The 25,790-nt window shown below is 51.9% G+C and carries 27 protein-coding genes and 1 pseudogene; 7 read left to right on the top strand and 21 right to left on the bottom strand.

The annotated features are described in order from the left end of the window. Window positions 1-33 precede the first annotated feature (33 nt). From AB1E22_RS11665 to ytfE, 3 genes are all read left to right on the top strand, one after another. Window positions 34-858: an AraC family transcriptional regulator gene (locus AB1E22_RS11665; RefSeq protein WP_367595478.1), complete on the top strand. Its 825-nt coding sequence runs from the start codon at window positions 34-36 to the stop codon at window positions 856-858. A gap of 80 nt (window positions 859-938) precedes the next feature. Beyond that, entirely contained in the window at window positions 939-1,913 is a 975-nt protein-coding gene (locus AB1E22_RS11660) for a DMT family transporter (protein WP_367595477.1), read from the top strand. Between the two features lie 84 nt (window positions 1,914-1,997). After that, on the top strand, window positions 1,998-2,660 hold the full coding sequence (gene ytfE, locus AB1E22_RS11655) for an iron-sulfur cluster repair protein YtfE (protein WP_367595476.1): 663 nt from the start codon (window positions 1,998-2,000) through the stop codon (window positions 2,658-2,660). A gap of 50 nt (window positions 2,661-2,710) precedes the next feature. Here ytfE and cycA read toward each other — a convergent pair whose 3' ends face one another. Together cycA and fklB are read right to left on the bottom strand one after the other, a co-directional pair. Beyond that, window positions 2,711-4,123 (bottom strand): D-serine/D-alanine/glycine transporter, encoded by a 1,413-nt coding sequence (gene cycA, locus AB1E22_RS11650; protein ID WP_367595475.1) that lies wholly within the window; start codon window positions 4,121-4,123, stop codon window positions 2,711-2,713. Between the two features lie 292 nt (window positions 4,124-4,415). Beyond that, entirely contained in the window at window positions 4,416-5,036 is a 621-nt protein-coding gene (fklB, locus tag AB1E22_RS11645) for an FKBP-type peptidyl-prolyl cis-trans isomerase (RefSeq protein WP_367595474.1), read from the bottom strand. A 238-nt stretch (window positions 5,037-5,274) separates the two neighbouring features. Between fklB and AB1E22_RS11640 the strand changes: the two genes are divergently transcribed. Then, on the top strand, window positions 5,275-5,877 hold the full coding sequence (locus AB1E22_RS11640) for a LysM-like peptidoglycan-binding domain-containing protein (protein ID WP_367595473.1): 603 nt from the start codon (window positions 5,275-5,277) through the stop codon (window positions 5,875-5,877). Between the two features lie 191 nt (window positions 5,878-6,068). Here the strand turns inward: AB1E22_RS11640 and rplI are convergent, their stop codons facing one another. The 4 genes from rplI to rpsF are packed head-to-tail and all read right to left on the bottom strand — an operon-like array spanning window position 6,069 to window position 7,514. Continuing rightward, window positions 6,069-6,521, bottom strand: coding sequence for a 50S ribosomal protein L9 (gene rplI / locus AB1E22_RS11635; RefSeq protein WP_120066420.1), 453 nt, complete (start codon window positions 6,519-6,521; stop codon window positions 6,069-6,071). 41 nt (window positions 6,522-6,562) lie between these two features. Beyond that, complete coding sequence (gene rpsR / locus AB1E22_RS11630; protein WP_000135199.1) at window positions 6,563-6,790, bottom strand: 30S ribosomal protein S18; 228 nt, start codon at window positions 6,788-6,790, stop codon at window positions 6,563-6,565. Window positions 6,791-6,794: 4 nt separating this feature from the next. Beyond that, on the bottom strand, window positions 6,795-7,112 hold the full coding sequence (priB, locus tag AB1E22_RS11625; protein WP_367595471.1) for a primosomal replication protein N: 318 nt from the start codon (window positions 7,110-7,112) through the stop codon (window positions 6,795-6,797). A 6-nt stretch (window positions 7,113-7,118) separates the two neighbouring features. Then, complete coding sequence (gene rpsF / locus AB1E22_RS11620) at window positions 7,119-7,514, bottom strand: 30S ribosomal protein S6 (RefSeq protein WP_367595470.1); 396 nt, start codon at window positions 7,512-7,514, stop codon at window positions 7,119-7,121. Window positions 7,515-7,872: 358 nt separating this feature from the next. Here rpsF and AB1E22_RS11615 point away from each other — a divergent pair, with 358 nt between their 5' ends. Next, window positions 7,873-8,148, top strand: coding sequence for a DUF1471 domain-containing protein (locus AB1E22_RS11615; RefSeq protein ID WP_367595469.1), 276 nt, complete (start codon window positions 7,873-7,875; stop codon window positions 8,146-8,148). 119 nt (window positions 8,149-8,267) lie between these two features. On the opposite strand, the pseudogene araD reads toward AB1E22_RS11615, so the two are convergent. Further along, window positions 8,268-8,384: pseudogene (gene araD, locus AB1E22_RS11610) on the bottom strand (L-ribulose-5-phosphate 4-epimerase); the annotation flags it as partial. A 67-nt stretch (window positions 8,385-8,451) separates the two neighbouring features. Further along, window positions 8,452-9,177 (bottom strand): esterase, encoded by a 726-nt coding sequence (gene yjfP / locus AB1E22_RS11605; protein WP_367595468.1) that lies wholly within the window; start codon window positions 9,175-9,177, stop codon window positions 8,452-8,454. Window positions 9,178-9,370: 193 nt separating this feature from the next. Between yjfP and bsmA the strand changes: the two genes are divergently transcribed. Then, complete coding sequence (gene bsmA, locus AB1E22_RS11600; protein WP_367595467.1) at window positions 9,371-9,700, top strand: biofilm peroxide resistance protein BsmA; 330 nt, start codon at window positions 9,371-9,373, stop codon at window positions 9,698-9,700. Between the two features lie 153 nt (window positions 9,701-9,853). Continuing rightward, entirely contained in the window at window positions 9,854-10,129 is a 276-nt protein-coding gene (locus tag AB1E22_RS11595) for a DUF1471 domain-containing protein (RefSeq protein ID WP_367595466.1), read from the top strand. A gap of 51 nt (window positions 10,130-10,180) precedes the next feature. Here the strand turns inward: AB1E22_RS11595 and AB1E22_RS11590 are convergent, their stop codons facing one another. The 13 genes from AB1E22_RS11590 to amiB all read right to left on the bottom strand — a co-directional run bounded on the left by AB1E22_RS11590 (window position 10,181) and on the right by amiB (window position 25,786). Beyond that, window positions 10,181-11,815: an isovaleryl-CoA dehydrogenase gene (locus AB1E22_RS11590; RefSeq protein WP_367595465.1), complete on the bottom strand. Its 1,635-nt coding sequence runs from the start codon at window positions 11,813-11,815 to the stop codon at window positions 10,181-10,183. Between the two features lie 103 nt (window positions 11,816-11,918). After that, a complete protein-coding gene (rlmB, locus tag AB1E22_RS11585) occupies window positions 11,919-12,650 on the bottom strand; it encodes a 23S rRNA (guanosine(2251)-2'-O)-methyltransferase RlmB (RefSeq protein WP_367595464.1) in 732 nt (243 codons plus the stop codon). A gap of 133 nt (window positions 12,651-12,783) precedes the next feature. Beyond that, window positions 12,784-15,240, bottom strand: coding sequence for a ribonuclease R (gene rnr, locus AB1E22_RS11580; RefSeq protein WP_367595463.1), 2,457 nt, complete (start codon window positions 15,238-15,240; stop codon window positions 12,784-12,786). Between the two features lie 39 nt (window positions 15,241-15,279). Then, on the bottom strand, window positions 15,280-15,705 hold the full coding sequence (gene nsrR, locus AB1E22_RS11575) for a nitric oxide-sensing transcriptional repressor NsrR (RefSeq protein ID WP_367597367.1): 426 nt from the start codon (window positions 15,703-15,705) through the stop codon (window positions 15,280-15,282). Between the two features lie 160 nt (window positions 15,706-15,865). Then, the gene (locus AB1E22_RS11570) at window positions 15,866-17,164 is read right to left on the bottom strand and encodes an adenylosuccinate synthase (RefSeq protein ID WP_367595462.1); all 1,299 of its coding nucleotides are present in this window, start codon (window positions 17,162-17,164) and stop codon (window positions 15,866-15,868) included. 102 nt (window positions 17,165-17,266) lie between these two features. After that, window positions 17,267-17,464 (bottom strand): DUF2065 domain-containing protein, encoded by a 198-nt coding sequence (locus AB1E22_RS11565; protein ID WP_367595461.1) that lies wholly within the window; start codon window positions 17,462-17,464, stop codon window positions 17,267-17,269. A gap of 63 nt (window positions 17,465-17,527) precedes the next feature. Next, window positions 17,528-18,532: a protease modulator HflC gene (gene hflC, locus AB1E22_RS11560; RefSeq protein WP_367595459.1), complete on the bottom strand. Its 1,005-nt coding sequence runs from the start codon at window positions 18,530-18,532 to the stop codon at window positions 17,528-17,530. A 2-nt stretch (window positions 18,533-18,534) separates the two neighbouring features. Beyond that, complete coding sequence (hflK, locus tag AB1E22_RS11555) at window positions 18,535-19,797, bottom strand: FtsH protease activity modulator HflK (RefSeq protein ID WP_367595458.1); 1,263 nt, start codon at window positions 19,795-19,797, stop codon at window positions 18,535-18,537. 74 nt (window positions 19,798-19,871) lie between these two features. Beyond that, the gene (gene hflX, locus AB1E22_RS11550) at window positions 19,872-21,152 is read right to left on the bottom strand and encodes a ribosome rescue GTPase HflX (protein ID WP_367595457.1); all 1,281 of its coding nucleotides are present in this window, start codon (window positions 21,150-21,152) and stop codon (window positions 19,872-19,874) included. Window positions 21,153-21,228: 76 nt separating this feature from the next. Continuing rightward, on the bottom strand, window positions 21,229-21,537 hold the full coding sequence (hfq, locus tag AB1E22_RS11545; protein ID WP_034461169.1) for an RNA chaperone Hfq: 309 nt from the start codon (window positions 21,535-21,537) through the stop codon (window positions 21,229-21,231). 102 nt (window positions 21,538-21,639) lie between these two features. After that, complete coding sequence (gene miaA / locus AB1E22_RS11540) at window positions 21,640-22,587, bottom strand: tRNA (adenosine(37)-N6)-dimethylallyltransferase MiaA (RefSeq protein WP_367595456.1); 948 nt, start codon at window positions 22,585-22,587, stop codon at window positions 21,640-21,642. Further along, entirely contained in the window at window positions 22,580-24,448 is a 1,869-nt protein-coding gene (mutL, locus tag AB1E22_RS11535; RefSeq protein WP_367595455.1) for a DNA mismatch repair endonuclease MutL, read from the bottom strand. The genes miaA and mutL overlap by 8 nt, the downstream gene beginning before the upstream one ends. 9 nt (window positions 24,449-24,457) lie before the next feature. After that, complete coding sequence (gene amiB, locus AB1E22_RS11530; protein ID WP_367595454.1) at window positions 24,458-25,786, bottom strand: N-acetylmuramoyl-L-alanine amidase AmiB; 1,329 nt, start codon at window positions 25,784-25,786, stop codon at window positions 24,458-24,460. Window positions 25,787-25,790: the final 4 nt, after the last annotated feature.

Here is a 25,790-nt window from a genome sequence, read left to right as displayed (position 1 = left end):
TATACTAATGGGATGTCCTGACGGAGAGAAAACGTGCAAGGCGTACCTGACCAGTTCAACGATGAGAAAGACAGCGCTCAATTCCGGCATTTGCCGCAGTTGCCCGGCGTTGAGCTGTATCACGCCCACATTTCGCGTTACGCCTTCGAGCCGCACACTCACGAAGCGTTTGGCATCGGTACGGTAACCTGGGGTGCGGAGCGTTTTCGCTATCGTGGCGCGCAGTATGTCGCGGGGAGAGATTCTCTGGTTCTGATGAATCCCGACGAGCTGCATACCGGAGAAGCCGCCACCGAAGAGGGCTGGCAGTACCGAATGATTTATCTCGAACCGGAAATTCTTGAAACGGTTACCGGGTCGCGAAACTGGTCGTTCAGTGAAGTTGTCAATCACGATCCCCTGCGCGCAGGCCGCATTTCGCAACTGATTAACGGGCTATGGCGTGAGAGTGATTCCCTCGCTCAGCAAGGTCTGCTACTTAATCTCATCGATACTTTTCGGCCCTACGCCCGCCATTTACCTTCCGGCCCACAGGGATCTACGCATCGTTTTGAGCGGATTCGGGACTATCTGCACGACAACTATATGCACCCGGTTACGCTTGACGATCTTGCCGCCGTGGTTTCACTCAGCCCGTATCACTTTCAGCGCATGTTCAAAGCGCATTTCCACGTCACACCCCACCAAATGCTGATGGCGATTCGCCTGTGGCGAGCCAAGCAGTTTCTGACCAACGGTATGCCCGCAGCCCAGGTTGCGATTGCCAGCGGATTAACCGATCAAGCTCACCTGACCCGCGCCTTTTCCCAACGCTATGGCATCACGCCCGTTCGTTACCAGAAGCAGGTCGCCCGTTAGCGATACAGCAAGCTGGTACAATATTTTTAATCTCGCCACGCCTACACTCGATCTAAAGAGATAAGTGGAAGACGAAGAGAATGTTAACTGGTGTGTTGTACGCCCTGCTTGCAGGGTTGATGTGGGGATTGATTTTCGTTGGGCCGCTGATTGTTCCGGATTATCCGGCCGCGATGCAGTCAACCGGGCGCTACCTGGCGCTGGGCTTAATTGCGCTCCCCCTCGCCTGGCTTGGGCGGCAGCGCCTGCGCCAGTTGTGCCGTGCGGACTGGTTCACCGCTCTTAAACTCTCCACCGTCGGTAATCTCATTTATTACGTGTGCCTCGCAAGTGCGATTCAACGCACCGGTGCCCCAATTTCCACCATGATTATCGGCACCCTTCCGGTGGTGATTCCGGTATTCGCCAATCTGCTTTACAGCAAGCGGGACGGCAAACTGCCGTGGCGTCGGCTGGCACCCGCCCTGGTGATTATCGCGCTGGGTCTGGTGATGGTGAATACCGCCGAATTACATAGCGGAGAGTTTGAATTTAGCTGGTGGCGCTATGTTAGCGGCATTGGGCTGGCTTTTATCTCCGTCGCTTGCTGGGCTTGGTATGCGCTGCGTAATGCTCGCTGGCTGCGGGAAAATCCCGATAAAAATCCGCTGATGTGGGCGACGGCGCAGGGGCTGGTCATTCTGCCCTTTTCTCTGCTGGGTTATATCGCCGTCTGCCTTTGGATGTCCCGAACTAACATGGATTTCACTCTGCCGTTTGGCCCGCGCCCGGAGGTGTTTTTAACGCTGATGTTAGCTATCGCGCTGTTTTGTTCATGGCTGGGAGCACTGTGCTGGAACATTGCCAGCCAGCGTTTGCCGACCGTTATCGTCGGCCCGCTAATCGTGTTCGAAACCCTGGCGGGGCTGGCTTATACCTTTATGCTGCGCCATAGCTGGCCGCCGCTGCTGACGTTATTGGGCATTATTTGCCTGGTCGTTGGCGTGGTGTTAGCCGTCCTCACGAAGCCGCAGAAAAACACGCTTGCTGAGGTTCCTGTCGCAGTTGATCAATAGTGCTTTACCTCGAAATAGTCATAGCATCGGTTTAAAGATGCATTTAATATACATCTTATATTATCGACAACGAGGTATTGGCTCATGGCTTTCCGCGATCAACCTTTAGGTGAACTGGCTTTAACTATTCCACGCGCATCTGCGCTGTTCCGTAAATTGGATCTCGATTACTGCTGCGGCGGGAAGCAGACGCTTGTGCGTGCCGCGACGCGTAAAGAGTTGGATCTGGACGCGATTGAAGCTGAGCTTGCAAAGCTTGCTGAAGAGCCAATCGAGAAAGAGTGGCGTACCGTGCCGTTAGCTGAAATTATCGACCATATCATCGTGCGTTATCATGACCGCCACCGCGAACAGCTGCCAGAACTGATCCTTCAGGCAACCAAAGTTGAACGTGTGCATGCGGATAAACCAAACGTACCGAAAGGTTTAGCGAAATATCTGACCATGCTGCATCAAGAGCTGGGCAGCCACATGATGAAAGAAGAGCAAATCCTGTTCCCGATGATTAAACAGGGTATGGGTTCTCAGGCGAACGGCCCGATCAGTGTGATGGAAAGTGAGCATGACGACGCGGGCGAATTGGTAGACGTGATCAAACACACGACCAATAACGTGACGCCACCGCCTGAAGCGTGCACAACCTGGAAAGCGATGTATAACGGGATTAATGAGCTGATTGACGATCTGATGGAACACATCAGTCTCGAGAATAACGTGCTGTTCCCACGCGCGTTGTCTGGAGAATAAAACCAGCCTCACCCCGGCCCTCTCACTGAGGGCCGGGGTGAGAGCAAAAATTACTTCCGCATTGCCGCAATACGCTTCTTACCGATAAACATCCAGCACACACCTAACACCACAAACCACAATGGCGTCACCATCAGCGCCTGGCGGGTATCTTGTTCCAGCGTCAGCAACGCAATCACAAACACGAAGAACGCCATGCAGACCCAGCACATCAATTTACCGAGCGGCATTTTGTAGATCGATTTCTGATGCAGCTCCGGACGCTGCTTGCGGTACACCAGGTACGAGCAAAGAATAATCGTCCAGACAAACATAAACAGAATTGCTGATACGGTGGTGATCATGGTGAAGGCCGTAATCACGTCTGGATTAACGTAAAGCATCACCACGCCGCCCAACAGGCAGATACAGGAGAAGGTTAAACCCTTCGCTGGAACTGCGTTCTTCGAGAGTTTGCCGAACGCTTTCGGGGCCGCGCCATCCTGTGCCAGGCCAAACAGCATACGGCTGGTAGAGAATACGCCGCTGTTTGCCGAGGAAGCCGCTGAAGTCAGCACCACAAAGTTGATGATACTCGCCGCCGCTGGCAGCCCCACCAGCACAAACAATTCCACGAATGGGCTCTTATCCGGTACGACCGAACGCCACGGCGTGACCGACATAATCACTATCAGCGCGAACACATAAAACATGATGATACGGATAGGAATTGAGTTAATTGCACGCGGCAGGGATTTTTCCGGATCTTTCGTTTCGGCGGCAGTCGTTCCCACCAGCTCCACACCGACAAACGCAAACACCGCTATCTGGAAGCCCGCAAAGAAGCCGCTAAGGCCTTTCGGGAACCAGCCGCCATCGTTCCACAGGTTGTTGAGCGAGGCTTCAACGCCTGATGGCGAATGGAAGTTCGTCAGAATCATGACCAGGCCGATAACAATCAAACCGACGATGGCGACGATTTTGATCATCGCAAACCAGAACTCCATCTCACCGAACATCTTCACGGTGGCAAGATTCAGACCCAGCAGCACCACGATGACAGCAAGCGATGCCACCCAATCCGAAAGCCCGGGGAACCAGAATTGCGCGTAGGAGGTTATCGCCACTACGTCAGCCATACCGGTGACGACCCAGCAGAACCAGTATGTCCAGCCGGTAAAATAGCCCGCCCATGGGCCGAGCAAGTCTGCTGCAAAATCGCTGAAAGATTTGTATTCGAGGTTTGAAAGCAGCAGTTCGCCCATCGCTCGCATCACGAAGAACAGCATAAAGCCAATAATCATGTAGACGAAAATAATGGACGGCCCCGCGAGGCTAATCGTTTTACCCGAGCCCATAAACAGGCCGGTACCAATAGCCCCGCCGATGGCAATAAGCTGAATGTGGCGGTTGGTTAAATTTCGCCGTAGCGACTGTTCAGCCGGAGCGTCAGCTTCGTCTGCAACTTTAATCTGATCGACCATGTTGTGTTTTCCTGTTCCTGTCTTTTGCGTTGAGGCTCTACCGGCCTTTATTAAAATAGTGAGGATGTGATGTTGTTCCGGGGAACTCAAAGATAGTAGGGAAGAATTAGCGGCATGAATACTAACAATGAATGGATTTGTTAATTTTGTGTTTATTTTGAGTGCAAAATCACCAATTAATAGTGAGACACCTCACACAAACACTTTGGAATGGGGTATTTGCCAGATTAAATCACGCTTTAATTGTTAACGACCAAATAAAAACCCCGCAGAAGCGGGGTCGTTTGAACGCTTACAGAATTTCCAGCAGTTCAACTTCGAAAACCAACGTGCTGTACGGAGGGATGGACGCGCCAGCGCCACGCTCGCCGTAAGCCAGGTTATGAGGGATAGTCAGTTCCCACTTCGAGCCAACCGGCATCAGAGTCAGCGCTTCAATCCAGCCTGCGATAACACCGCTTACCGGGAACTCTGCTGGTTCGCCACGTTGCACGGAGCTATCGAACACGGTGCCATCGATCAGTTTGCCGGTATAGTGCACGCGAACGTGATCTTTACGAGCCGGGATTGGGCCAGTGCCTTGCGTCAGAACGCGGAATTGCAAACCAGATTCGGTGCTGTTCACGCCTTCTTTGCTGCTGTTTTCTTCCAGGTATTTCTGCCCTTCTACTGCCATTTCTTTCTGGCGTTCCTGGCGAACGGCATCAGCACGTTCGTGAACTTCACGCAGAGCGCGATGAACCACATCAACCGGAACTGCCGGAGCATTCCCTTCAAGCGCATCACGCAGGCCCGCCACCAACGCTTCTGGCAGCAGGCCTTGCAGACCAGATTCACTCAGTTGTTGACCTACCTGTAAACCAATACCGTAACTTGCTTGCGCTTCGACGCTGTCAAAAGAAGGGGTCGTCATGGGTTTTCCTTGAATGGTATTTAAAAGCAAGCGTGCAGCATAGCAGCGTCATTCCATCGGGTAAAATGCAAAAGCGGCAAAGGTGACAAATGCAGACGAAACAGGAACAATGGTTTGAATGAGCGTTAAATTACGGTTTAGCTTCACGTAAAGCGGGATTGTTCAGTGCATCAAATAGTTAGCGTTCTATAATGGAGTGGGTAAATGTATAGAGCATCTTGTATGAAAATGAGGAGGGTTGCCGATGCGATTCGCTGTTAAACCTTGGCTTGCGCGGATTTGGCATGCACCCGATCATTTCCGGCTAATGGACCCACTGCCGGTCATGCACCGCCGCGGGATAATTATTGCCGCCCTGGTCATCATCATCTGTTTCCTGTGGCCAACGGCAGACCAATCCGCTCGCCCTGTTGCTCGTGACGCGCAGCTCTCCATAGAGTCGCAATCACCGATGCGCGCCGAACTGGTTAATCCGCCGGTTTATACCGCTCCTGCCACGCCTGTTGAACCTTCTCGCGTTGAAGAAGAACAACCCCAGGATCAGGCCCCCGTACCACATGCTAATAATGATATTGAAGGGCAATGGCGCTCTTACCGCGTAGAATCCGGGCAAACTATGGCGCAGCTATTCCGCGATCATAATTTACCGCCAGCAGACGTCTATTCAATGGCGCAGGTAGAAGGCAGCAATAAACCGCTGAGTACGTTGCAAACCGGCCAAATGGTGCAGGTTCGTCAGAATGCGAATGGTGTAGTGACGGGGCTGACAATAGACATCGGTAACGATCAGCAGGTGCTGTTTACCCGCCAGCCGGATGGCAGTTTCGTGCGTGCGCGTTAGCTTTTAACTCTGTTTACTCTAAATAATTCGAGTTGCAGGTAGGCGGCAAGGGAGTGAATCCTCAGGAGCTTACTTCAGTAAGTGACTGAGGTGAGGGAGTGCAGCCAACGCCCCTGCAGCTTGAAGTATGACGAGTAAATGCAAAACGCCGGCACTGGGCCGGCGTTTTAACGTAACTACTTCAGCGTAAATTACGCTTCAGCAACAACGTTTACAGTCAGTTTAGCGAATACTTCGCTGTGAACCTGGAAGTCCACTTCGTGCTCACCAGCGGTACGCAGAACGCCGTTCGGTAAACGAACTTCGCTCTTAGCCACTTCAACGCCAGCTGCAGTTACAGCGTCAGCGATGTCGCGAGTACCGATGGAACCGAACAGTTTACCTTCGTCGCCAGCTTTAGACGCGATAGTAACAGTTTCGAGTGCGTTGATCTTCGCAGCGCGAGCTTCAGCAGCAGCCAGAACGTCAGCCAATTTAGCTTCCAGTTCTGCACGGCGTGCTTCGAAGAATTCAACGTTTTTCTTGGTAGCAGGAACAGCTTTGCCCTGTGGTACCAGGAAGTTACGAGCATAACCCGCTTTAACGTTAACCTGATCACCCAGGCTACCCAGGTTTGCTACTTTATCAAGCAGAATAACTTGCATTACCTTATCCTCTCAAAGTCGTATTAATGGACCGTGACCGATTACTGATGACGATCAGTGTACGGCAGCAGGGACAGGTAGCGAGCGCGTTTGATAGCGCGAGCCAGCTGACGCTGATATTTTGCACGGGTACCGGTGATACGGCTTGGGACAATCTTACCGCTTTCGGTGATGTAGTTTTTCAGCGTTGCGATATCTTTATAATCGATCTCTTGAACGCCTTCCGCTGTGAAACGGCAGAACTTGCGACGACGGAAATAACGTGCCATTTGGCTAGTCTCCAGAATCTATCAATTCAATCTGCTCGGCATGCAATACCACTTTGTTCAGACCATTTTTTGCCTGATGGCAACTAATGAAACCTTGAACCGTGAGCACCGTGCCGACCGTTATACTTTGAGTAATGGCTGAGTGAGCGTGCCCGCTAATAATAACTGGCATACGGCACCAGGCCTGCCGATTTAAACCGGCTTCCTCCTGCACAGAACGGTGCTCAAGCACGAACTGGCAATGAGGAATTCCTGACGGGCTGACCTTGCGAAGAGGCGTCTTGCACACTGTGCCAGACAACACCAGGCGGTTGGCCGTCATTGGAAATTACTCTTCAGAATCCCCAGCATCTGCATCATCAGCAGTTTCGCTAGCGAAATCATCGCGACGATCACGACGTTCGTCTTTAGCTTTAACCATTGGTGAAGCTTCAGTTACTGCGTTTTTAACGCGCATAACCATGCTACGGATAACGGCGTCGTTGAAGCGGAAGTTAGTTTCCAGCTCATCGATCACTTCCTGCGGAGCTTCAACGTTCAGCAGAACGTAGTGTGCTTTGTGCAGTTTGTTGATCGGGTAAGCCAGTTGACGGCGGCCCCAGTCTTCCAGACGGTGGATCGTACCTTCTGCTGCAGTGATTGCAGTAGTGTAACGTTCGATCATACCCGGAACCTGTTCGCTCTGGTCAGGATGGACCATAAAAACGATTTCGTAATGACGCATCGAATTGCTCCTTACGGATTATTCAGCCTCCTGTCAGGGTCAGCCGCGGCCCATGGAAGCAAGGAACGTGTTTATAAGGCGGCTGAAAAATTGACGCGTAATCATACAAGCGCAGCCCAACAAACTCAAGGTTATCTGGAAATTAATTCTTTTGCATGAAGGCTAATTTTGAGTAATAAGCTAACTGAATGAAATCTTTGGCATTGGTCCTAATCACCTAAAAATTTTGACCAACATCATCAGAAATGGTCGCTTTTTATCCAATTATAAGGGGTTACACTTGTTGTCATAGGCCGCCACTATTTATTAACAGGAGCGACGACCATAACCGACACATTAAGTTGTAGTGGAGCGGATTATGAAAACTCTCGCATTAGCCTTTGTCGCTGCATTTTTGCTGTGCTCGAATGCGGCAGCCGCTATTAAAATTAACAGTCATCAGGCAAAAAATATGGATGATGTGATGAGCTTAGGGGTGATTTACATCAATCATAATTTTGCTACCGAACAAGAGGCCGAAGTCGCGATTAATGACGACGCGGATCAACACGGCGCAAAGTACTACCATTCGATACTGATGAGAGAGCCAGGTAGCAACGGCAATATGCATGTCAGCGCTGAGATCTATCGGTAACAGTATGCAGTGAGGTAATGAAGTAAAGCGTTAACACCAGGAATACCACAACGACATAGAAAGCCAACGTTTGACTTGCCCCCGCTTGCGGGGGCTTTTTTTATGGCACTCAATACCTATCAGCGCTGTCCGTAGTAAGCATCCAGGCCATGTTTACGCTGGAAATGCTTATTCATCAGGTACGCATCAATGGGTTGTAAAAGCGGATTAATTCCGCGAGCAATCCATGCCGGGCGTAGTGGGCAAACTGGCAGTGTTAGTTGACAGCTCGAAGCTCAGGGTGTGCAAGTCGTTCTGGTGTGATTAAAGATGCTCGCTAAAGAAGCGGCTGGTCGCATCAAGTGCTGTCGGGGTAATGCGGTGTTTTACCCCAGGTTCCCGTAAGCAGACCATTTGTTTATCCAGCCCTCTCTCAATCAGAGCCTGTTGTAAGCGCCACGTTTCAGCCGCCGGAACCACATCATCTTCCTCGCCGTGCCACAGCATAAGTGGCCGGTTACCGATGTTTTCCAACTGATGACTTATGTCGTAATCAGCGAGCGCTTTAAGCGACTCGAGCTCTGCCATTCGCGGCGGAAACAGTGATTGCCCAAGCGACATGAAGTATCCCGATCCCATCAGGCATGTCACACAGCGCACTTGCGGGTAACGCGCCATAATTCCCAATGCAGTCATGCCGCCCATTGAGGCACCGCCCACGGCAACGCGTTGTTCATCGACGGGATAGCGTTCAGATAATGTCTGGCGAAGCGCTGAAAACTCATCAATGTTTTGTTTCAGGATTGACCAGAATTGATAAAGGCGTGCCGTTTCATCGCCATCAAAGCGGGCACCGTGCTGTTCGGCGTCGGGCATAATTACACGCATTCCAGCCTGAGCAAGAGCCACGGCAAAGTAACTGTAAACCAATTTCGATGATGTAAAACCGTGATAGAAAAACACCATCGGAAGTGTGCTGTCTTTTTGCCCGGCAGGCACAGCATGCAGAATTTCAATGCCTGCCAGTTGTTCGGTGTACATTTCTATCATGAGGTTCACTCCGTATCATGGTGGTACATCCTTTGTATGTCAGCATTCACGGGATGGCAAGCCATTGACGGACTGTGATTATTTTCACAATGAGATCTGCTTAGCGATTTTCATTCGAAAGTGATTAAAAAGCGCGGGGAAGCTAACAGAATGGGAACATTCCCTCTTCCCACACAAAAACCGGGGCTACACTATGGCTATTAAGAGACGAGAAACGATCATGCGACTGCTATCAGCTTTGTTACTTGCGACCACGCTGAGTGCCTGTAGCGTGTTACAAGGCACACCGCAACCCGCACCTCCGGTAACCGCATACCCTCAAGAAATTCAGCGTTTCCAAACGCAGGGTTTAACCAAAATAGGGACGGTAACAGCTCTTGAACATGGCTCCCCAATGGATACGGAGACAGCGTTAAAAGAGAAGGCAGTTGCTGCAAAAGCGGATTACTACGTCATCGTATTAAACGATGAGACGGTGGTGCCAGGTCAGTGGTACGCCCAGGCTATTTTGTACCGCAAGTAATTTAGCGCCGTGTTTATTTATTGATATTTACACAGCTTTGCGCCACTTGATCGTTTGTTATGCACAATGAACTCCAGTCAACGGACAGGCCCGGAGTTCATCTACGCGAAGGAATGCCCTACTGATTTAGGGTAAGTATTAAAGGAACTGACTATGAAACGATCTTTTGCCTTAACCTCATTACTGCTGTCCGTGGGGCTTATCACAACATCTGCGCAATCAGCGGAAGATGTTGCTGCAGATTGTGTGACGGGTTTGAATGAAATCGGCATGATTTCCGTAAACGGTATTGCCGGTAGCGTGCAAGACGTAGAAAAAGTCATCGCCTTAAAGGCAGATGAACATGGTGCATCGTACTATCGCATCATCAAAATGCAGGAAAACCAGCTCGCCGAAGGCTGGCGCGTACAAGCCATTATTTATGCATAATTAAGCCAGCGGCCATTTTAATCCCCTCTTATGGCGCTGGCTTTTATGTTTTTACCCCGCCCGCCCCGTTGCCCGCAGTAGTACATCAATCAATACCTGATCAGGTAAAATAGTTTCCCCTCGCGAATCCAGCATCATTCGGCACCATGCTTCACCAGATGGCGGAGAAAGATGCTGCAGAACCTGCGCGCCCGTCGCAAGAAGCACAAGCATCCGCGTGATTTCACGGCCCCACTCCTCTTGCGGTTTATGTAGCCGCTGTTGCAGTTGCCGCCAGCTACGGTCGAAATGCCGGTTTTGCCCTTTCACTTCATCAAATTCAGCGTGCAGCATTTCCATTGCGCCAGGCTGTTTAACCAGCACGCGCATAACATCCAGACTCATGATATTGCCCGAGCCTTCCCAAATACTATTCACCGGGATTTCACGGTAGATTCGCGGCAGCTCGCTGTCTTCGCAATAACCGATTCCCCCGAGGACTTCCATCGCCTCAGCGACAAACGGAATACCCGATTTACAGACGCTAAATTTAGCGGCGGGAGTAAACAGGCGGCTGTAGGCCAATTCATGCGGATTACCGGGTGATTCCCAGGCTCGGGCAAGACGGAACAGAAATGCCGTCTGGCCTTCAAGTTGCAAAGCCATACGCCCAAGCACCTGGCGCATAAGCGGTAAATCAATCAGGTTTTTCCCGAAGGCTTGTCTTTGATGCGCGTGATATAACGCGACCGAGAGCGCACGGCGCATCAGGCCGTGGCTGCCAAGCGCGCAGTCAAAGCGAGTATATCCGCCCATTTTCAGTATGGAGCGCACGCCCTCGCCTTCTTCACCAATCAGCCAGGCCGCAGCATCACAAAACTCAACTTCACTGCTGGCGTTAGAGCGGTTTCCGAGTTTGTCCTTCAGGCGCTCGAAACGAACCTGATTACGCTGACCATCGGGTAAAAATCGCGGCAGAAAGAAACAAGAAAGCCCACCTTTGGCCTGGGCAAGAACCAAATGTGCATCGCTTTGTGGAACGGAGAAAAACCATTTGTGGCCGACTAAGCGATACATCTCTCCGGGGCCCCGTTTGTCGATGGCCTCTGCACGAGTAGTGTTACTCAGGACATCGGAGCCCCCTTGTTTCTCCGTCATCCCCATGCCAATCAATAGGCCACGTTTTTGAGCACCTGGCAAAAGATGTGCGTCATAACGATCGCTGAGTAAGGGCTTTAACCATGGCTGAAACTCTTTAGGCAGGTGTTTTTGCAAAAGTGGAATGGCACCGAATGTCATGGTTATCGGGCATAACGTTCCCGCCTCGACCTGCGCATGCAGAACAAAGCGGGCGGCCCGGGCAACAAAAGAGCCCTGACGCGCATCTTCCTGCCAGGGCAAATTGTGCACTCTGTTTGCGCACAGGCCCTGCATCAGTAAATGCCAGGCCGGATAAAAACGCACGTCATCCAGCCTTTCACCGCTGGAGTCATAGCGAAGTAATTCCGGTGGATTCACATTTGCCAGCCGCCCGAGTTCAAGCGATTCAGCGGAACCCAGTTGCTGGCCGATACTCGCTAAAAGCTCTGCATCCCAGCCAGCGCCTTCACGGGCAACCGCCTCGGTTAATGAGATATCAGAGAGAAAAAGGTTACTGTTGTTGAGGGGTATCGGTTGGTTAAAAATGGTATGAGTTTGCCAGCGCATTGTAATCCCTCCCATTTATGGCAATGCCATTAGTATGGACGGTGACGAAAGTTATGCATGGAGGGGGATCACAAAGCGGGGTGCGAAAGCACCCCACGGAAGATTAACTGCGTTGACGCACAGCTTCGAACAGGCAGATTCCGGTCGCGACGGAGACGTTCAATGAAGAAACCGTCCCGGCCATAGGGATACTGATGAGCTCATCACAATGCTCACGCGTCAGGCGACGCATACCTTCACCTTCAGCACCCATGACCAGCGCCATTGGGCCAGTCATTTTGCTCTGGTACAAGTTGTGATCCGCTTCGCCCGCGGTACCCACGATCCAAACATTCGCTTCCTGCAACACACGCATAGTACGCGCCAGGTTGGTCACACGGATAAGCGGGACGTTTTCAGCAGCGCCACAGGCAACTTTCTTCGCCGTCGCATTCAATTGCGCAGAGCGATCTTTCGGGACGATAACCGCATGAACACCGGCAGCATCAGCACTTCGCAGGCACGCACCGAGGTTGTGTGGATCGGTAACGCCATCCAGAATCAGCAAGAAAGGCTGCTCGATGCTGGCAAGCAGATCAGGAATATCATTTTCCTGATACTGACGGCCTGGCTTCACGCGGGCAATAATGCCCTGATGCACAGCGCCTTCAGATTTCTCATCCAGCCATTGGCGATTTGCCATTTGCACAGGCACGCCCTGGGCTTCCAGCGCATGAATTAAAGGCATCAGACGTTTGTCTTCACGGCCTTTAAGAATAAACACTTCCTGAAAACGCTGGGGGGCGTTATCCAGTAGCGCCTGAACGGCATGGATGCCGTAAATCATTTCACTCATTGATGTCACTCGTTTCAGACGCTGATGCGCCTGTGTTGATTTGCTCGTAAATGTTGGATGTCGCTCACGCTAATCCGACCTACGAAAAGCAGTGGTAGGGTGGATAAACGACGTGCCATCCACCCTTTCAAAGCTAGCTCGGCTGCTTCTTCGCCGCGCGTTTGGCCTTCGTGGCAGCCGCTATTTTACGCGTTTTATCAGAAGGAGTTTTTGCTTTCTTCTCCTTCTTCTTCTCAGTCTTATCGACGTTCGCTTTCTTAGGCTTCGCAGCACCTTTCTCTTTACGGAAAGCACTGTCCGGCTCGAAGTTTACGCGTTTGCCGCCCTGACGACGTTTTGGACCGTTGCCGTTAGCGCCTTTTTTCGCTCTGTCTTTTTCAGTTTTACCCGCACCGCGAGGGACGCGGGTACTGGAAAGTAGAGCAAAATCAATTTTACGCTCGTCCATATGAACCGCTTCAACACGCACTTCTACGCGGTCACCCAGACGATAGGTCTGCCCACCGGATTCGCCAATCAGGCGCTGCCCAACCTGGTCGAAACGGTAGTAGTCGTTATCAAGGGAAGAAACGTGCACCAGGCCATCGATGAACAGATCCGTCAGACGGACAAAGAAGCCGAAGCCGGTAACGCTTGCGATGATACCGCTAAATGTCTGACCGACCTGATCCTGCATAAAGTCGCATTTCAGCCAGTCAGCGACATCGCGTGTCGCTTCATCGGCGCGGCGTTCCGCCATAGAACAGTGCTGACCAAGTTGCAGCATCTCTTCCATGTCATAGTGCCAGCCGCCAGACTCGGTACTATTACCTGTGTGCCCCTGCTCTTTAGCCAGCAGATACTTAATCGCACGGTGCAGCAGCAAGTCCGGGTAACGACGAATTGGCGAGGTAAAGTGCGCGTAAGATTGCAGCGCAAGGCCAAAGTGCCCCCGGTTTTCTGGATCGTAAACCGCCTGTTTCATGGAACGTAGCAGCATCGTTTGCAGCATTTCATGATCCGGACGATCGGCAATCGAACTCAGCAATTCCGCATAGTCGCGTGGCTCTGGTTTTTGCCCGCCTGGCAGTTCAAGGCCCAGCTCGGCAAGCACGGTGCGGAATGCGGTAATCGCATCGTTGCTCGGCCTGTCGTGATCGCGGAACAGCGACGGTTCATTATGTTTTTCAACAAAGCGAGCGGCTGAGATGTTAGCGAGGATCATGCACTCTTCGATGAGCTTATGCGCATCGTTACGTACGGTTTGTTCAACACGCTCAATACGACGCTCGGCGTTGAAGATAAACTTCGCTTCTTCGCTTTCAAACGAGATGCCGCCGCGTTGCGCACGGGAAACATCCAGCACTTTATAGAGGTTATGCAGCTCTTCGATGTGCTTAACCAGCGGTGCGTACTGCTCACGCAGCTCCTGATCGCCCTGCAACATATGCCACACTTTGGTGTAGGTCAGACGTGCATGGGAGCTCATCACCGCTTCGTAGAATTTCGAACCCGTCAGGCGGCCAGTCGAAGAGATGGTCATTTCACAGACCATACACAGACGGTCAACCTGTGGATTCAGTGAGCACAAGCCGTTGGAGAGTACTTCCGGCAGCATCGGAATAACCTGCGACGGGAAGTAAACAGAGGTGCCACGGTTGCGGGCTTCTTTGTCCAGCGCCGTTGGTGGGCGAACGTAATAACTTACGTCGGCAATTGCCACCCACAAGCGCCAGCCGCCGCCGCGTTTTTTCTCACAGAATACGGCATCATCGAAGTCACGGGCATCTTCGCCATCAATGGTGACGAGCGGCAGGTCGCGCAGATCCACACGGCCCACTTTGGCCTCTTCCGGCACTTCTTCTTTAAGTTTAGCGACCTGAGCTTCAACTTCTGGCGGCCAGACATAAGGGATTTCATGGGTGCGCACCGCCATATCAACTGCCATGCCAGTCCCCATGTTATCGCCCAGCACTTCAACGATTTTACCTACCGCTTTGGTGCGACGAGTTGGACGTTGGGTGAGTTCAACCACCACCACAAAGCCCATGCGCGCGCCCATCAGCTCTTCTGGCGGGATAAGAATATCAAAGCTCAGGCGGCTGTCGTCCGGCACCACAAAACCAATGCCAGCATCAGTAAAGTAGCGACCGACGATTTGCCCGGTTCTCGGCTCCAGCACGCGTACAATACGCGCTTCACGACGACCTTTGCGGTCAGCGCCGAGCGGTTGCGCCAGCACGATATCGCCGTGCATACACATTTTCATCTGCTCGGATGAAAGGTAGAGATCGTCTTTACGTCCTTCGACGCGCAAGAATCCAAAGCCATCGCGATGGCCAATCACTTTACCTTTTAGCAAATCAAGACGTTCTGGCAGGGCGTAACACTGGCGGCGGGTAAAGACCAACTGTCCATCGCGTTCCATGGCTCGCAAACGGCGACGCAGCGCTTCAAGTTGTTCTTCACCGGTAATATTCAGTTCTTCAGCCAGTTCGTCACGATTGGCTGGTTTTTCACGTTTGGAGAGATGAGCGAGTATAAATTCCCGGCTTGGGATCGGGTTTTCGTATTTTTCGGCTTCTCGTTCCTGAAAAGGATCTTTTGACATTGCGGTTCCTCCGTTGTCATTTGCTGAGGAAATCGTGATTTACTCCACCAGCAATAATTTGTAGAGCGGTTGGTTTTGATCTACCAAATCGGCCAGCGTGTGCTTATCGAGCTCTGTTAGAAAGCTTTGCACCGCCTGGGCCAGTGCCTGTTTCAGGCGACATGCGGGGGTAATATGACAAAACTCACTGCTACAGTTCACCAAAGAAAGCGGCTCCAGCTCACGCACCACATCACCGACACGGATTATTTCTGCCGGTTTGCCGAGGCGAATGCCACCGTTTTTGCCGCGCACTGCCGTCACAAAGCCAGCACGGCTGAGTTGATTGATGATTTTCACCATATGATTACGTGAAACACCGTACACCTCTGTGACTTCAGAAATGCTAGTCATCTTTCCTTCTGGCAAAGACGCCATGTAAATCAAAGCACGTAAACCGTAATCAGTAAAACTCGTTAACTGCACATCAACCTCTTGGGTGGGAGGGAAAACGCTTTTCGCCATCAGGGCGATATATTGATGATAAACCAGCCATATGGTTGCCAGCTAATTTATTTAACGGGGAAGGTAGATAAAGCGGCAGGATAGAACAATTGGGACGTGCAGAGCACGCCCCATAACACAATTATGCGTCGAACGGATCGCGCAGAATCATGGTTTCAGAACGGTCTGGGCCGGTAGAAATAATATCTACAGGTACTTCAGTCAGTTCTTCAATACGTTTGATGTAGTTCAGTGCTGCCTGTGGCAAACCACTACGCTCTTTCACGCCAAAGGTGGTTTCTGACCAGCCTGGCATGGTTTCGTAGATTGGCTCGATGCCTTCCCAGTCGTCAGCAGCCATTGGAGTGGTAGTCACTTCACGGCCATCTGGCAGACGGTAGCCCACGCACAGTTTAACTTCTTTCAAGCCGTCCAGTACGTCCAGCTTGGTCAGGCAGAAACCTGACAGGGAGTTGATCTGCACTGCACGACGCACAGCAACGATATCCAACCAGCCTGTACGACGACGACGACCGGTGGTCGCACCGAACTCGTTACCTTGTTTGCACAGGAACTCGCCGATGTCATCGAACAGTTCAGTTGGGAACGGACCTGCGCCAACGCGAGTAGAGTACGCTTTGATGATACCCAGAACGTAATCAACATAACGTGGACCGATGCCGGAACCTGTTGCCACGCCACCCGCGGTGGTGTTGGAAGAGGTCACGTACGGATAGGTACCGTGGTCGATGTCCAGCAGTGTGCCTTGAGCACCTTCGAACATGATGAAGTCGCCGCGCTTACGTGCCTGATCCAGCAGATCGGACACATCAACTACCATGCTGGTCAGGATGTCAGCAACAGCCATGACATCGTCCAGGACTTTCTGGTAATCAACCGCTTCAACTTTGTAGAAGTTAACCAGTTGGAAGTTATGGTATTCCAGAACTTCTTTCAGTTTGTCGGCAAAGGTGGCTTTGTCGAACAGGTCGCCAACGCGCAGGCCACGACGGGCCACTTTGTCTTCATACGCAGGGCCGATACCACGACCGGTGGTCCCGATAGCTTTAGCACCACGCGCTTTCTCACGAGCCACATCCAGCGCGATGTGATAATCAAGGATCAGCGGACATGCTTCAGATAACAGCAGGCGCTCACGTACCGGAATCCCACGGTCTTCCAGCTCTTTCATCTCTTTCATCAGTGCAGCAGGAGACAGCACGACGCCATTACCGATGATGCTGGTAACGTTTTCACGCAGAATACCTGATGGAATAAGATGAAGAACGGTTTTTTCACCGTTGATTACGAGAGTATGGCCTGCGTTGTGACCGCCCTGGTAGCGCACAACATATTTAGCCCGTTCAGTCAGAAGATCGACGATCTTTCCTTTACCTTCGTCACCCCATTGGGTGCCCAGTACGACGACGTTGTTACCCATTTTTCAAAATCACCGTTTGCTTAAAAAAGGATTCTACCATCGGTTTCCTCGATGATCAGCCCTTTTAGTATACAAAATGGTAATCATCCACCTCAATGTTGATCAGCCACCGGTTCGACTCAACATGTAGTAGATTACTACGCCTGCAACCACTAGACCGCCGCCAAAACGACGCAGCGTGTTATCCGGTAACTGGGTTAAAGCCGCAATCATGCGTCGCCACATCCGTGGATAAAGCACCGGACCGAGTCCCTCAAGCACTAAAACTAACGCTAATGCCATCCAGATAGTCGAATTCATAAATATCCCTGACACAAATAAAAAAAGAGCCGGTCAGACCGGCTCTTGAGTCACTCACTAAAATTAACGTGAACTGTTAGCAGGTGTTTTCATGTAGCGGAAGAAATCGCTATCCGGGCTTAACACCATTACATCCTGGCCTGTCTGGAAGCTTGCTTCATACGCACGCAGGCTACGAATAAAGGCGTAGAAGTCTGGATCCTGGCTGAATGCATCGGCAAACAGTTTGGCCGCTTCAGCATCACCTTCACCACGGCTAATACGGCCCTGGCGCTCAGCTTCTGCCAGAGTACGCGTCACTTCATAGTCAGCGGTTGCACGCAGCTTCTCAGCTTCTTCCTGACCCTGTGAACGGTGGCGACGAGCAACTGCTTCACGCTCCGCACGCATACGGTTGTAGATAGCTTCTGAAACTTCAGCGGGCAGGTTGATCTGCTTGATACGCACATCGACCACTTCGATACCCAAAGCCGCCATACTGTTCGGGTTCACCACTGGCACTTTGCCGTTGGTTTCCTGAGTTACACGTGCCGCTGCTGATGCAATTGCATCATCTGCAGCAGGCGTTGCCACTTCATCGTCAGTGCCCGCAGAACCGGAGTTCAGCGCATCACGCACATCCAGCGTCAGGCGGCCACGAGAATCGGTCACGATGTCTTTCACATCCAGACGACCAATTTCAGAACGCAGACGGTCACTGAATTTACGTTTTAACAGCACTTCTGCCTGAGAAACGTCACCACCACCGGTTGCCAGGTAGTAGCGGCTGAAGTCGCTGATACGCCATTTGATGTAGGAGTCAACGATCAGGTCTTTCTTCTCTTTAGTGACAAAGCGATCGGCCTGGTTGTCCATAGTCTGAATACGCGCATCAAGGGTTTTAACCGACTCGATAAACGGTACTTTGAAATGCAGACCTGGCTCGTAGACCACCGGCTTGTTTTCATCATCACGCAGCACTTTACCGAAGCGTAATGTAATCCCGCGCTCGCCTTCCTGTACCACGAAGACCGAGGTAAACAGCACCACCAGCACGATGATAATTAATGCAATGACTGACTTACGCATCGTTATTCACTCCCTACGCGCTGGTTATCAGTGCGCTGCGCGTTCACGCGGCGCTGGTCCATGATATCGCCCTGACTAGAAGAGGACGGTGTGCTGGCGCTACCTGCGTTTGAGTTGGATGACGGAGGCAGGCGCAACAAGTTGTTCGCACCGCTGCTGTCACTCTTTGCCGCAGGCTGTGAGCCACCTTTCAGCATCTGATCCAGAGGCAGAACCATCAGGTTGCCACCCTTGTCATTAACCAGAACTTTACGAGTATGGCTAAGCACTTTTTCCATGGTTTCGATATACAGACGCTCACGGGTAATTTCCGGTGCAGCTTTGTATTCCGGCAACAACCTTGCAAATCGAGCGACTTCACCCTGCGCTTCTAACACGGTCTGTGTTTTATAAGCACGAGCTTCTTCGAGAATACGCTGCGCCTGACCGTTAGCACGTGGCTGAACTTCGTTGGTGTACGCTTCTGCTTCACGGATGTATTGCTGTTCGTTTTCACGGGCAGAAATCGCATCATCAAACGCCGCTTTCACCTCTTCCGGCGGACGAGCGGCCTGGAAGTTGACGTCCAGCAGGGTGATACCCATATTGTATGGACGAATGGTTTCTTCCAGTTCGCGCTGAGTATCATTACGAATAATGGTACGACCCTCGGTGAGGATCTTATCCATGGTGTATTTACCAATAACACCACGCAATGCGCTGTCGGTTGCCTGACGCAGGCTGTCGTCCGCGCTGGTTACGCTAAACAGATAACGGCGCGGATCGGTAACGCGATACTGCACGTTCATCTCGACGCGAACCACGTTCTCGTCGGACGTTAGCATCACACCGGAAGCCGCCAATTCGCGAACTGCTTCAACGTTTACCGCTCTGACGCTATCAATGAATGTCGGTTTCCAGTTCAGGCCCGGCTCAACCAAATGGCTGAATTGACCAAAACGCGTTACCACACCACGTTCAGCTTCTTTAATGGTATAGAACCCGGTTGCAGCCCAAATAACGACAGCGACCGCGGCAACGATGCCGATCATGCGGCCACCGATGTGTGGACGCGGAAGTTGTGAAGAACCCCCACCGGAACCACTGCCACCGCTTTTACCGCCGCCAAGGCCACCGAGTTTTTTGCTTAACTTCCGGAAGATATCATCCAGATCAGGTGGCCCCTGATCCCGCCCTCCTTTGTTACCCCCAGAGTCGCCGCCAGGTTTGCTGCTTCCCCACGGGTCGCGGTCCTGTCCGTTATTACCGGGCTGATTCCACGCCATGTTTATGCTCCATATTTGTTGTGCGGTGATATCCCCCGAAGGGGAAAAAGTCTTCAGGACATTCCCTTGACTGGCTAAACAATGTAGTCAGCGAGTGCCGGTTCTTGTTTACAGAGGCGACGCCAGTCAACAATAGGCATACGAATTTGTAAGCCAACACTGCCGTCTTCCTCCATCCACTCTTTTTCTATTGCCTGAAGCTGATAAAAACGGCTTCTCAGTCGCCCTGCCTGGGGAGGCAAGCACAACGTATGCTGTGCAATTTCACCAGATAAACGTTCTGTCAAAGCCTGGAAAAGCAGTGGCACGCCGTCACCGGTCTGGGCAGAAAGCCAGACCCGTATCGGCCTATTTTCATCATCTCGATCTATACGTGGAACGAAATCATCCAACATATCTATCTTATTCATCACCAAAAGCGTAGGGATTTCATTAGCCTCAATCTCTTCGAGAACGGTATCCACCGCGGCAATGTTTTCCTGAATCCTGAGGTCGCTCGCATCAATGACATGTAACAACAGTGTCGCCTGACGCGTTTCCTGCAAGGTTGCTTTAAACGCCGCCACTAAATCGTGTGGCAGGTGACGAATAAAACCTACTGTATCGGCCAGTATTGTTTCGCCCACATCCGTCACGTCAATACGGCGCAACGTAGGATCCAGTGTGGCGAACAGCTTATCCGCAGCATAAACATCAGCCGCTGTTATCTGGTTAAACAGAGTGGATTTACCGGCGTTGGTATAGCCCACCAGAGAAACGGTTGGGATATCCGCCTTGGCACGCGATCTTCGCCCTTGTTCACGCTGTTTTTCGACTCGTTCTAAGCGACCAAGGATCTGCATAATCCGATTGCGTAGTAAACGGCGGTCGGTTTCGAGCTGAGTTTCCCCAGGGCCTCGTGAACCTATCCCTCCGCCCTGACGCTCCAGGTGGGTCCAGCCGCGCACCAGGCGAGTTGCCATGTGACGTAACTGAGCCAGTTCAACCTGCAACTTACCTTCATGGGTGCGCGCACGTTGAGCAAAAATATCTAAAATCAAGCCGGTTCTGTCGACGACACGACATTCACACAGCGCTTCGAGGTTACGCTCCTGAGCTGGAGACAACGCATGATCAAATAAAATGACCGATGCCCCAGTGGCTTTCACTGCATCGGCAATTTCAATTGCCTTACCTTCACCAACAAAATACTTCGGGTGAGGAGCTTTACGGCTACCAGTAACCACCTGCAATGCTTCGACACCGGCTGAAGAGACCAGAGATTCAAACTCCTCCAGATCTTCCATGTCTTTGTCTTGCGAAAAATAGATGTGTACCAGCACCGCCTGCTCACCGGCATCATAACGGTCAAACAAGCGTATAACCTCTCAAAAAGACCAGCGGGGAACCCAGCATCCCTGGTTCCCCGGCTTGGAAAAACAACGTTACGCCTTATTCAGCGTCTTCGTTATCTTGTTGTGGCGCAGAACCTTGCGCACTTCCACCATGGTGGTAGCTGCCAGAACCGCTAGTACCGGTGTTATTGCTGTGATGAGATACCGGACGAGACGGAACAACAGTTGAAATCGCGTGCTTATAGACCATCTGGCTGACCGTGTTTTTCAACAGGATCACGAACTGATCAAAAGACTCAATCTGACCTTGCAGCTTAATACCATTCACCAAATAAATAGAAACTGGAACACGTTCGCGACGCAGTGCGTTCAAGAACGGATCTTGTAATGATTGCCCCTTAGCCATTCTATCTTTTCCTTATATGCTTGTTGTTTGTAACTCAAGAACCCTGAGGCTCTGAAAAACTGCGTAAAATACTGCGCACCATAACGATTCAATTGTACACATTCATTGATGCTTCGCACTAACTACCTGTACTACATCGTTGTAAGACTGAGACGGATTATCACTGTCTAACCAGTGAACCCCTTCCCAACCTCGCAACCAGGTCATTTGTCGCTTAGCCAATTGTCTCGTCGCGCAAATACCACGATAAACCATTTCATCATGCGGAATTTCACCCGCCAGATAAGACCACATCTGCCGGTAACCCACACAACGAATGGAAGGCATATCCGTATGCAAATCACCGCGAGCAAAAAGAGCCCGCACTTCAGCTTCAAATCCAGAAGCTAACATCTGATGAAAACGCTGCTCAATTCGTTGATGGAGCAGTTCACGGCTCGCCGGGGCGATGGCGAACTGATGCACCTGGTAAGGCAGAGCTTCTCCTGACGTTTGCGTCAGTTCCGTTAAAGTTTTACCCGAAATGAAAAAAACTTCCAGTGCCCGGGAAAGCCTTTGCGGATCATTTGGATGAATACGTGCAGCGGCCACCGGATCAACCAGGGCTAACTCGCGATGCAACGCTTCCCATCCTTGCTCTGCGGCCTGTTTTTCTATCCGGTCCCGAACCTCGGGATCGGCAGATGGCAACGGCGATAAACCTTCTAACAATGCCTTGAAGTAGAGCATCGTTCCCCCAACTAACAAGGGGATACGACCGGCGGCGGTGATCTCTGCCATTTCAGCTAGCGCATCACGCCGGAAATCTGCGGCGGAATAAGCCTGTGCCGGGTCGAGAATATCGAGTAACCGATGCGGTGCCTGGGCCTGTTCTTGCGCCGTGGGCTTCGCTGTACCGATGTCCATCCCTTGATAGATAAGGGCCGAATCGACGCTTATCAACTCTACCGGCAACGTTTTACGCAAATTAATGGCTAACGCTGTCTTACCAGAGGCCGTAGGCCCCATCAGAAAAATTGCCTGTGGCAGGCTTTGCTTAACTTCAGTCATGTTTCAGGGCGTTCATCGCCAATTGTAAATCAACAGGTTGTAACAAACCGCCAGGTGGTGATTTCACCAGCTGCGGACAAAGGCGCTCCACGTCAGCCAACAGGGCAATTGCCTGCGACGGGTTCCATTGTTCATGGCTGCCGTCCATTTGACGAGCAAACCATTGAGCAATTTGCGTGGCGCTAACCTCTGTCTGTTGCGCCAAGTATCCTGGCAGTTCGTGAATCAAGATTTGTAAATTTTGTTTACGCAAAGGTAAAGGTACCGTGCGAATTGTTATTTGACGTGACTCCACGGCAAATTCGATGCCCATTTCCTGCAAAAGCGCCTGATGGCGTAACAGAACATCATGCTCTTCTTTTGTGACTTTCAATCGCACGGGGATTAACAGCGGTTGCGCGCAAGCGCCTTCAGACCCAGGAACAAGCTGGGCTATTTTCAACCAGCGTTCAGCCACGGTCAGCGAAAGCAGCATGATTTTGCCCTCACGTTCAAGTAGCGCTATGTCTGGCGCAAGCACCGTCAGCACACGGCCAAAACTTTGCGCATGAGCATCCAACGCAACGTAAGGCTCGGGTTCCTCAACGCGATTTTTCACCGTGGAAACAGGCGTATTTAAGAGCTCGCGGTACAGCGCCCCTTCTTTTTTCTGGAAACCGGGGGCGGCATGCGGCCATAGCGGAGTACTTTTACCGGCGCTACTACCCCTATGATCGCCTGATGGGCGGGGGGATGACTCACGAGGCGACGTTGCCGGTGCAGGCGTTGAGAACTGATTACGCCCCGACGCGACACGGTTTTCCGGCTGCCAGCGTTGCTGCGGCTCTGGAGCCGTTTCTTCCAGCGGCAAGCGATTTTCCGCCTGCTCCTGCAACACGCTCACCACACCCTGATAGATAAAATCATGCACCAGCCGCGACTGATGAAAACGCACTTCATGTTTGGCGGGGTGCACATTTACATCAACCTGATGCGGATCGATTTCAAGGTAGAGCACAAACGCGGGCTGTTGATCGGCCCCGAGCTTATCTTCACAGGCCTGGCGAATAGCGTGGTTTATCAGGCGGTCGCGCATCATACGCCCATTCACATAGCAGTATTGAATTTCTGCCAGCGCCGAGGTGGTAGCTGAGGGCTCTGCCACCCAACCACGCAGTGAAAGATCGCCATGTTGCCATTCGATTGCCAGAGCTTGTTCAAGAAAAGGCGTACCGCAAATGGCCCCAAGGCGGCGCTCACGAGGCGCACCTTCCGCGACCGCACGATACTGGCGAATAACTTTGCCGTTATGAGTGAGGTTTATCGACACATCAAAGCGCGCCAGCGCAATGCGTCTGACGATTTCATCAATGTGGTTAAATTCGGTTTTCTCGGTGCGCATAAATTTGCGCCGGGCTGGCGTGTTGTAAAACAGATCCAGCACTTCAAGCGTGGTACCGACAGGATGCGCCGCGGGTTTCACCGTTACAGCTTGTTCGCGCCCTTCGGCATAGGCCTGCCACGCCTCGCTTTGTTCTGCGGTGCGTGAGGTTAATGTCAGACGGGCGACCGAGCTAATACTCGCTAATGCTTCCCCTCGAAAACCGAGGCTAATTATCGCCTCAAGGTCATCAAGCGTAGCAATCTTACTGGTAGCGTGACGCGCCAGCGCTAAGGCGAGTTCGTCTTTTTTGATACCACAGCCGTTGTCACGAATGCGGATGAGCTTCGCGCCGCCACGTTCGATATCAATATCAATTCGCGTCGCCCCTGCATCCAGACTGTTTTCAACCAGTTCTTTCACCACCGATGCGGGGCGCTCTACCACTTCGCCAGCAGCAATCTGGTTGGCAAGTTGCGGCGGCAGAACCTGAATCGGCATGAAATCTCCTTATTGAGTAATGGCGACCTGATCAAGACCCACGCCTTGCGAACGTGCAGTCTGGGCAGCTTCCGGCGCTGATTGTAGCGGATGCGTCTGGAAATAATCTCTCAATCCTTGATAAATGGCCTGAGCAATTTTTTCCTGATAATCCTCGCTACCCAGCAATCGCTCTTCCGAGTTGTTACTGATAAAGCCCGTTTCCACCAATACAGAAGGAATATCCGGCGAACGTAACACCCCCAGGCTTGCATGCTCAGGGCGGCGTTTATGCAGCGAACCCACCTGGCCTAACTGAGATAACATTTTGGTTGCCACATCATACCCGACGCGTTGGGAATGGCCGAATTGCAAATCCAGCACCGCCTGGCTGAGATACGGATCGGCCTGGCTATTTGCCAGCACATCTCCCGCACCGCCGAGCAGCTCGGACTGTTTCTCGTGCTGCTCCAGCCAGCCCGCCATTTCGCTATTCGCCCGGCGATTTGATAACACCCAGACCGATGCACCGGTCGCATCACGATTTGGTGCCGCATCCGCATGAATCGAAACCAGAAGATTAGCGTTCTGCTTACGCGCCACGTCCGAACGGCCCATTACAGAAATGAAATAGTCGCCATCACGGGTCAGCACACCTTTAAACATTGGGTCGTCATTAAGCAATGAGCGAAGTTTACGGGCAATGGAAATCGTGACGTTTTTCTCTTTGGTGCCGCCAGGGCCAATCGCACCAGGGTCCTGACCACCGTGGCCTGCATCAATCGCCACAACCACAGTATCAGACTGAACAGCAGCGCGTTTAGTACGCGCAGGATGCATCGCGGTGTTCGAGCTGATTACGCCCGTCACAGTTTGCGGATTAAATGGATTTTTTGCCGGTTCTGAGGGGCGAGAAATTGGCGGCGCTTCTACACGCTTAGCCACAACCGGCGGCGGTGGTGGCGGCGGTACATCGGCGTTAATTGTGAACACTACCGTATAGTTTGCCCCGTTCTGCTGTTTTACGGCGCGAGTTTTACCCGGCCCGGTGAGATCCACCACCAGGCGTAAAGAGTCGCTATCTTTAGGCTGCCCGGAACGGATGCTTTTCACCAGATTATTGCCACTAAAAAGCAGAGGTAACCCGTTGATTACACCGGTTTGTTTGATATCCAGAGCAACGCTTTTTTTATCATCCTGGGAAAACGCATATTCCGGATCGCCAATAAAACTAAAGGTGATCCGCGCCTGAGAATCACCATTCGAGACCTGAATATCCGCTAAATTCGCGGCGCCTGCCTGTGCCGTCAGCACCAACAGACAAACCGCCATCAACCAACTTTTCACGCGAGAGATCATCCCG

This window comes from Buttiauxella gaviniae (genome assembly GCF_040786275.1).
GTDB lineage: Bacteria > Pseudomonadota > Gammaproteobacteria > Enterobacterales > Enterobacteriaceae > Buttiauxella > Buttiauxella gaviniae_A.
The sequence above is the reverse complement of the archived record's forward strand: the minus strand, read 5'-3'. Positions and strand labels throughout refer to the sequence as shown.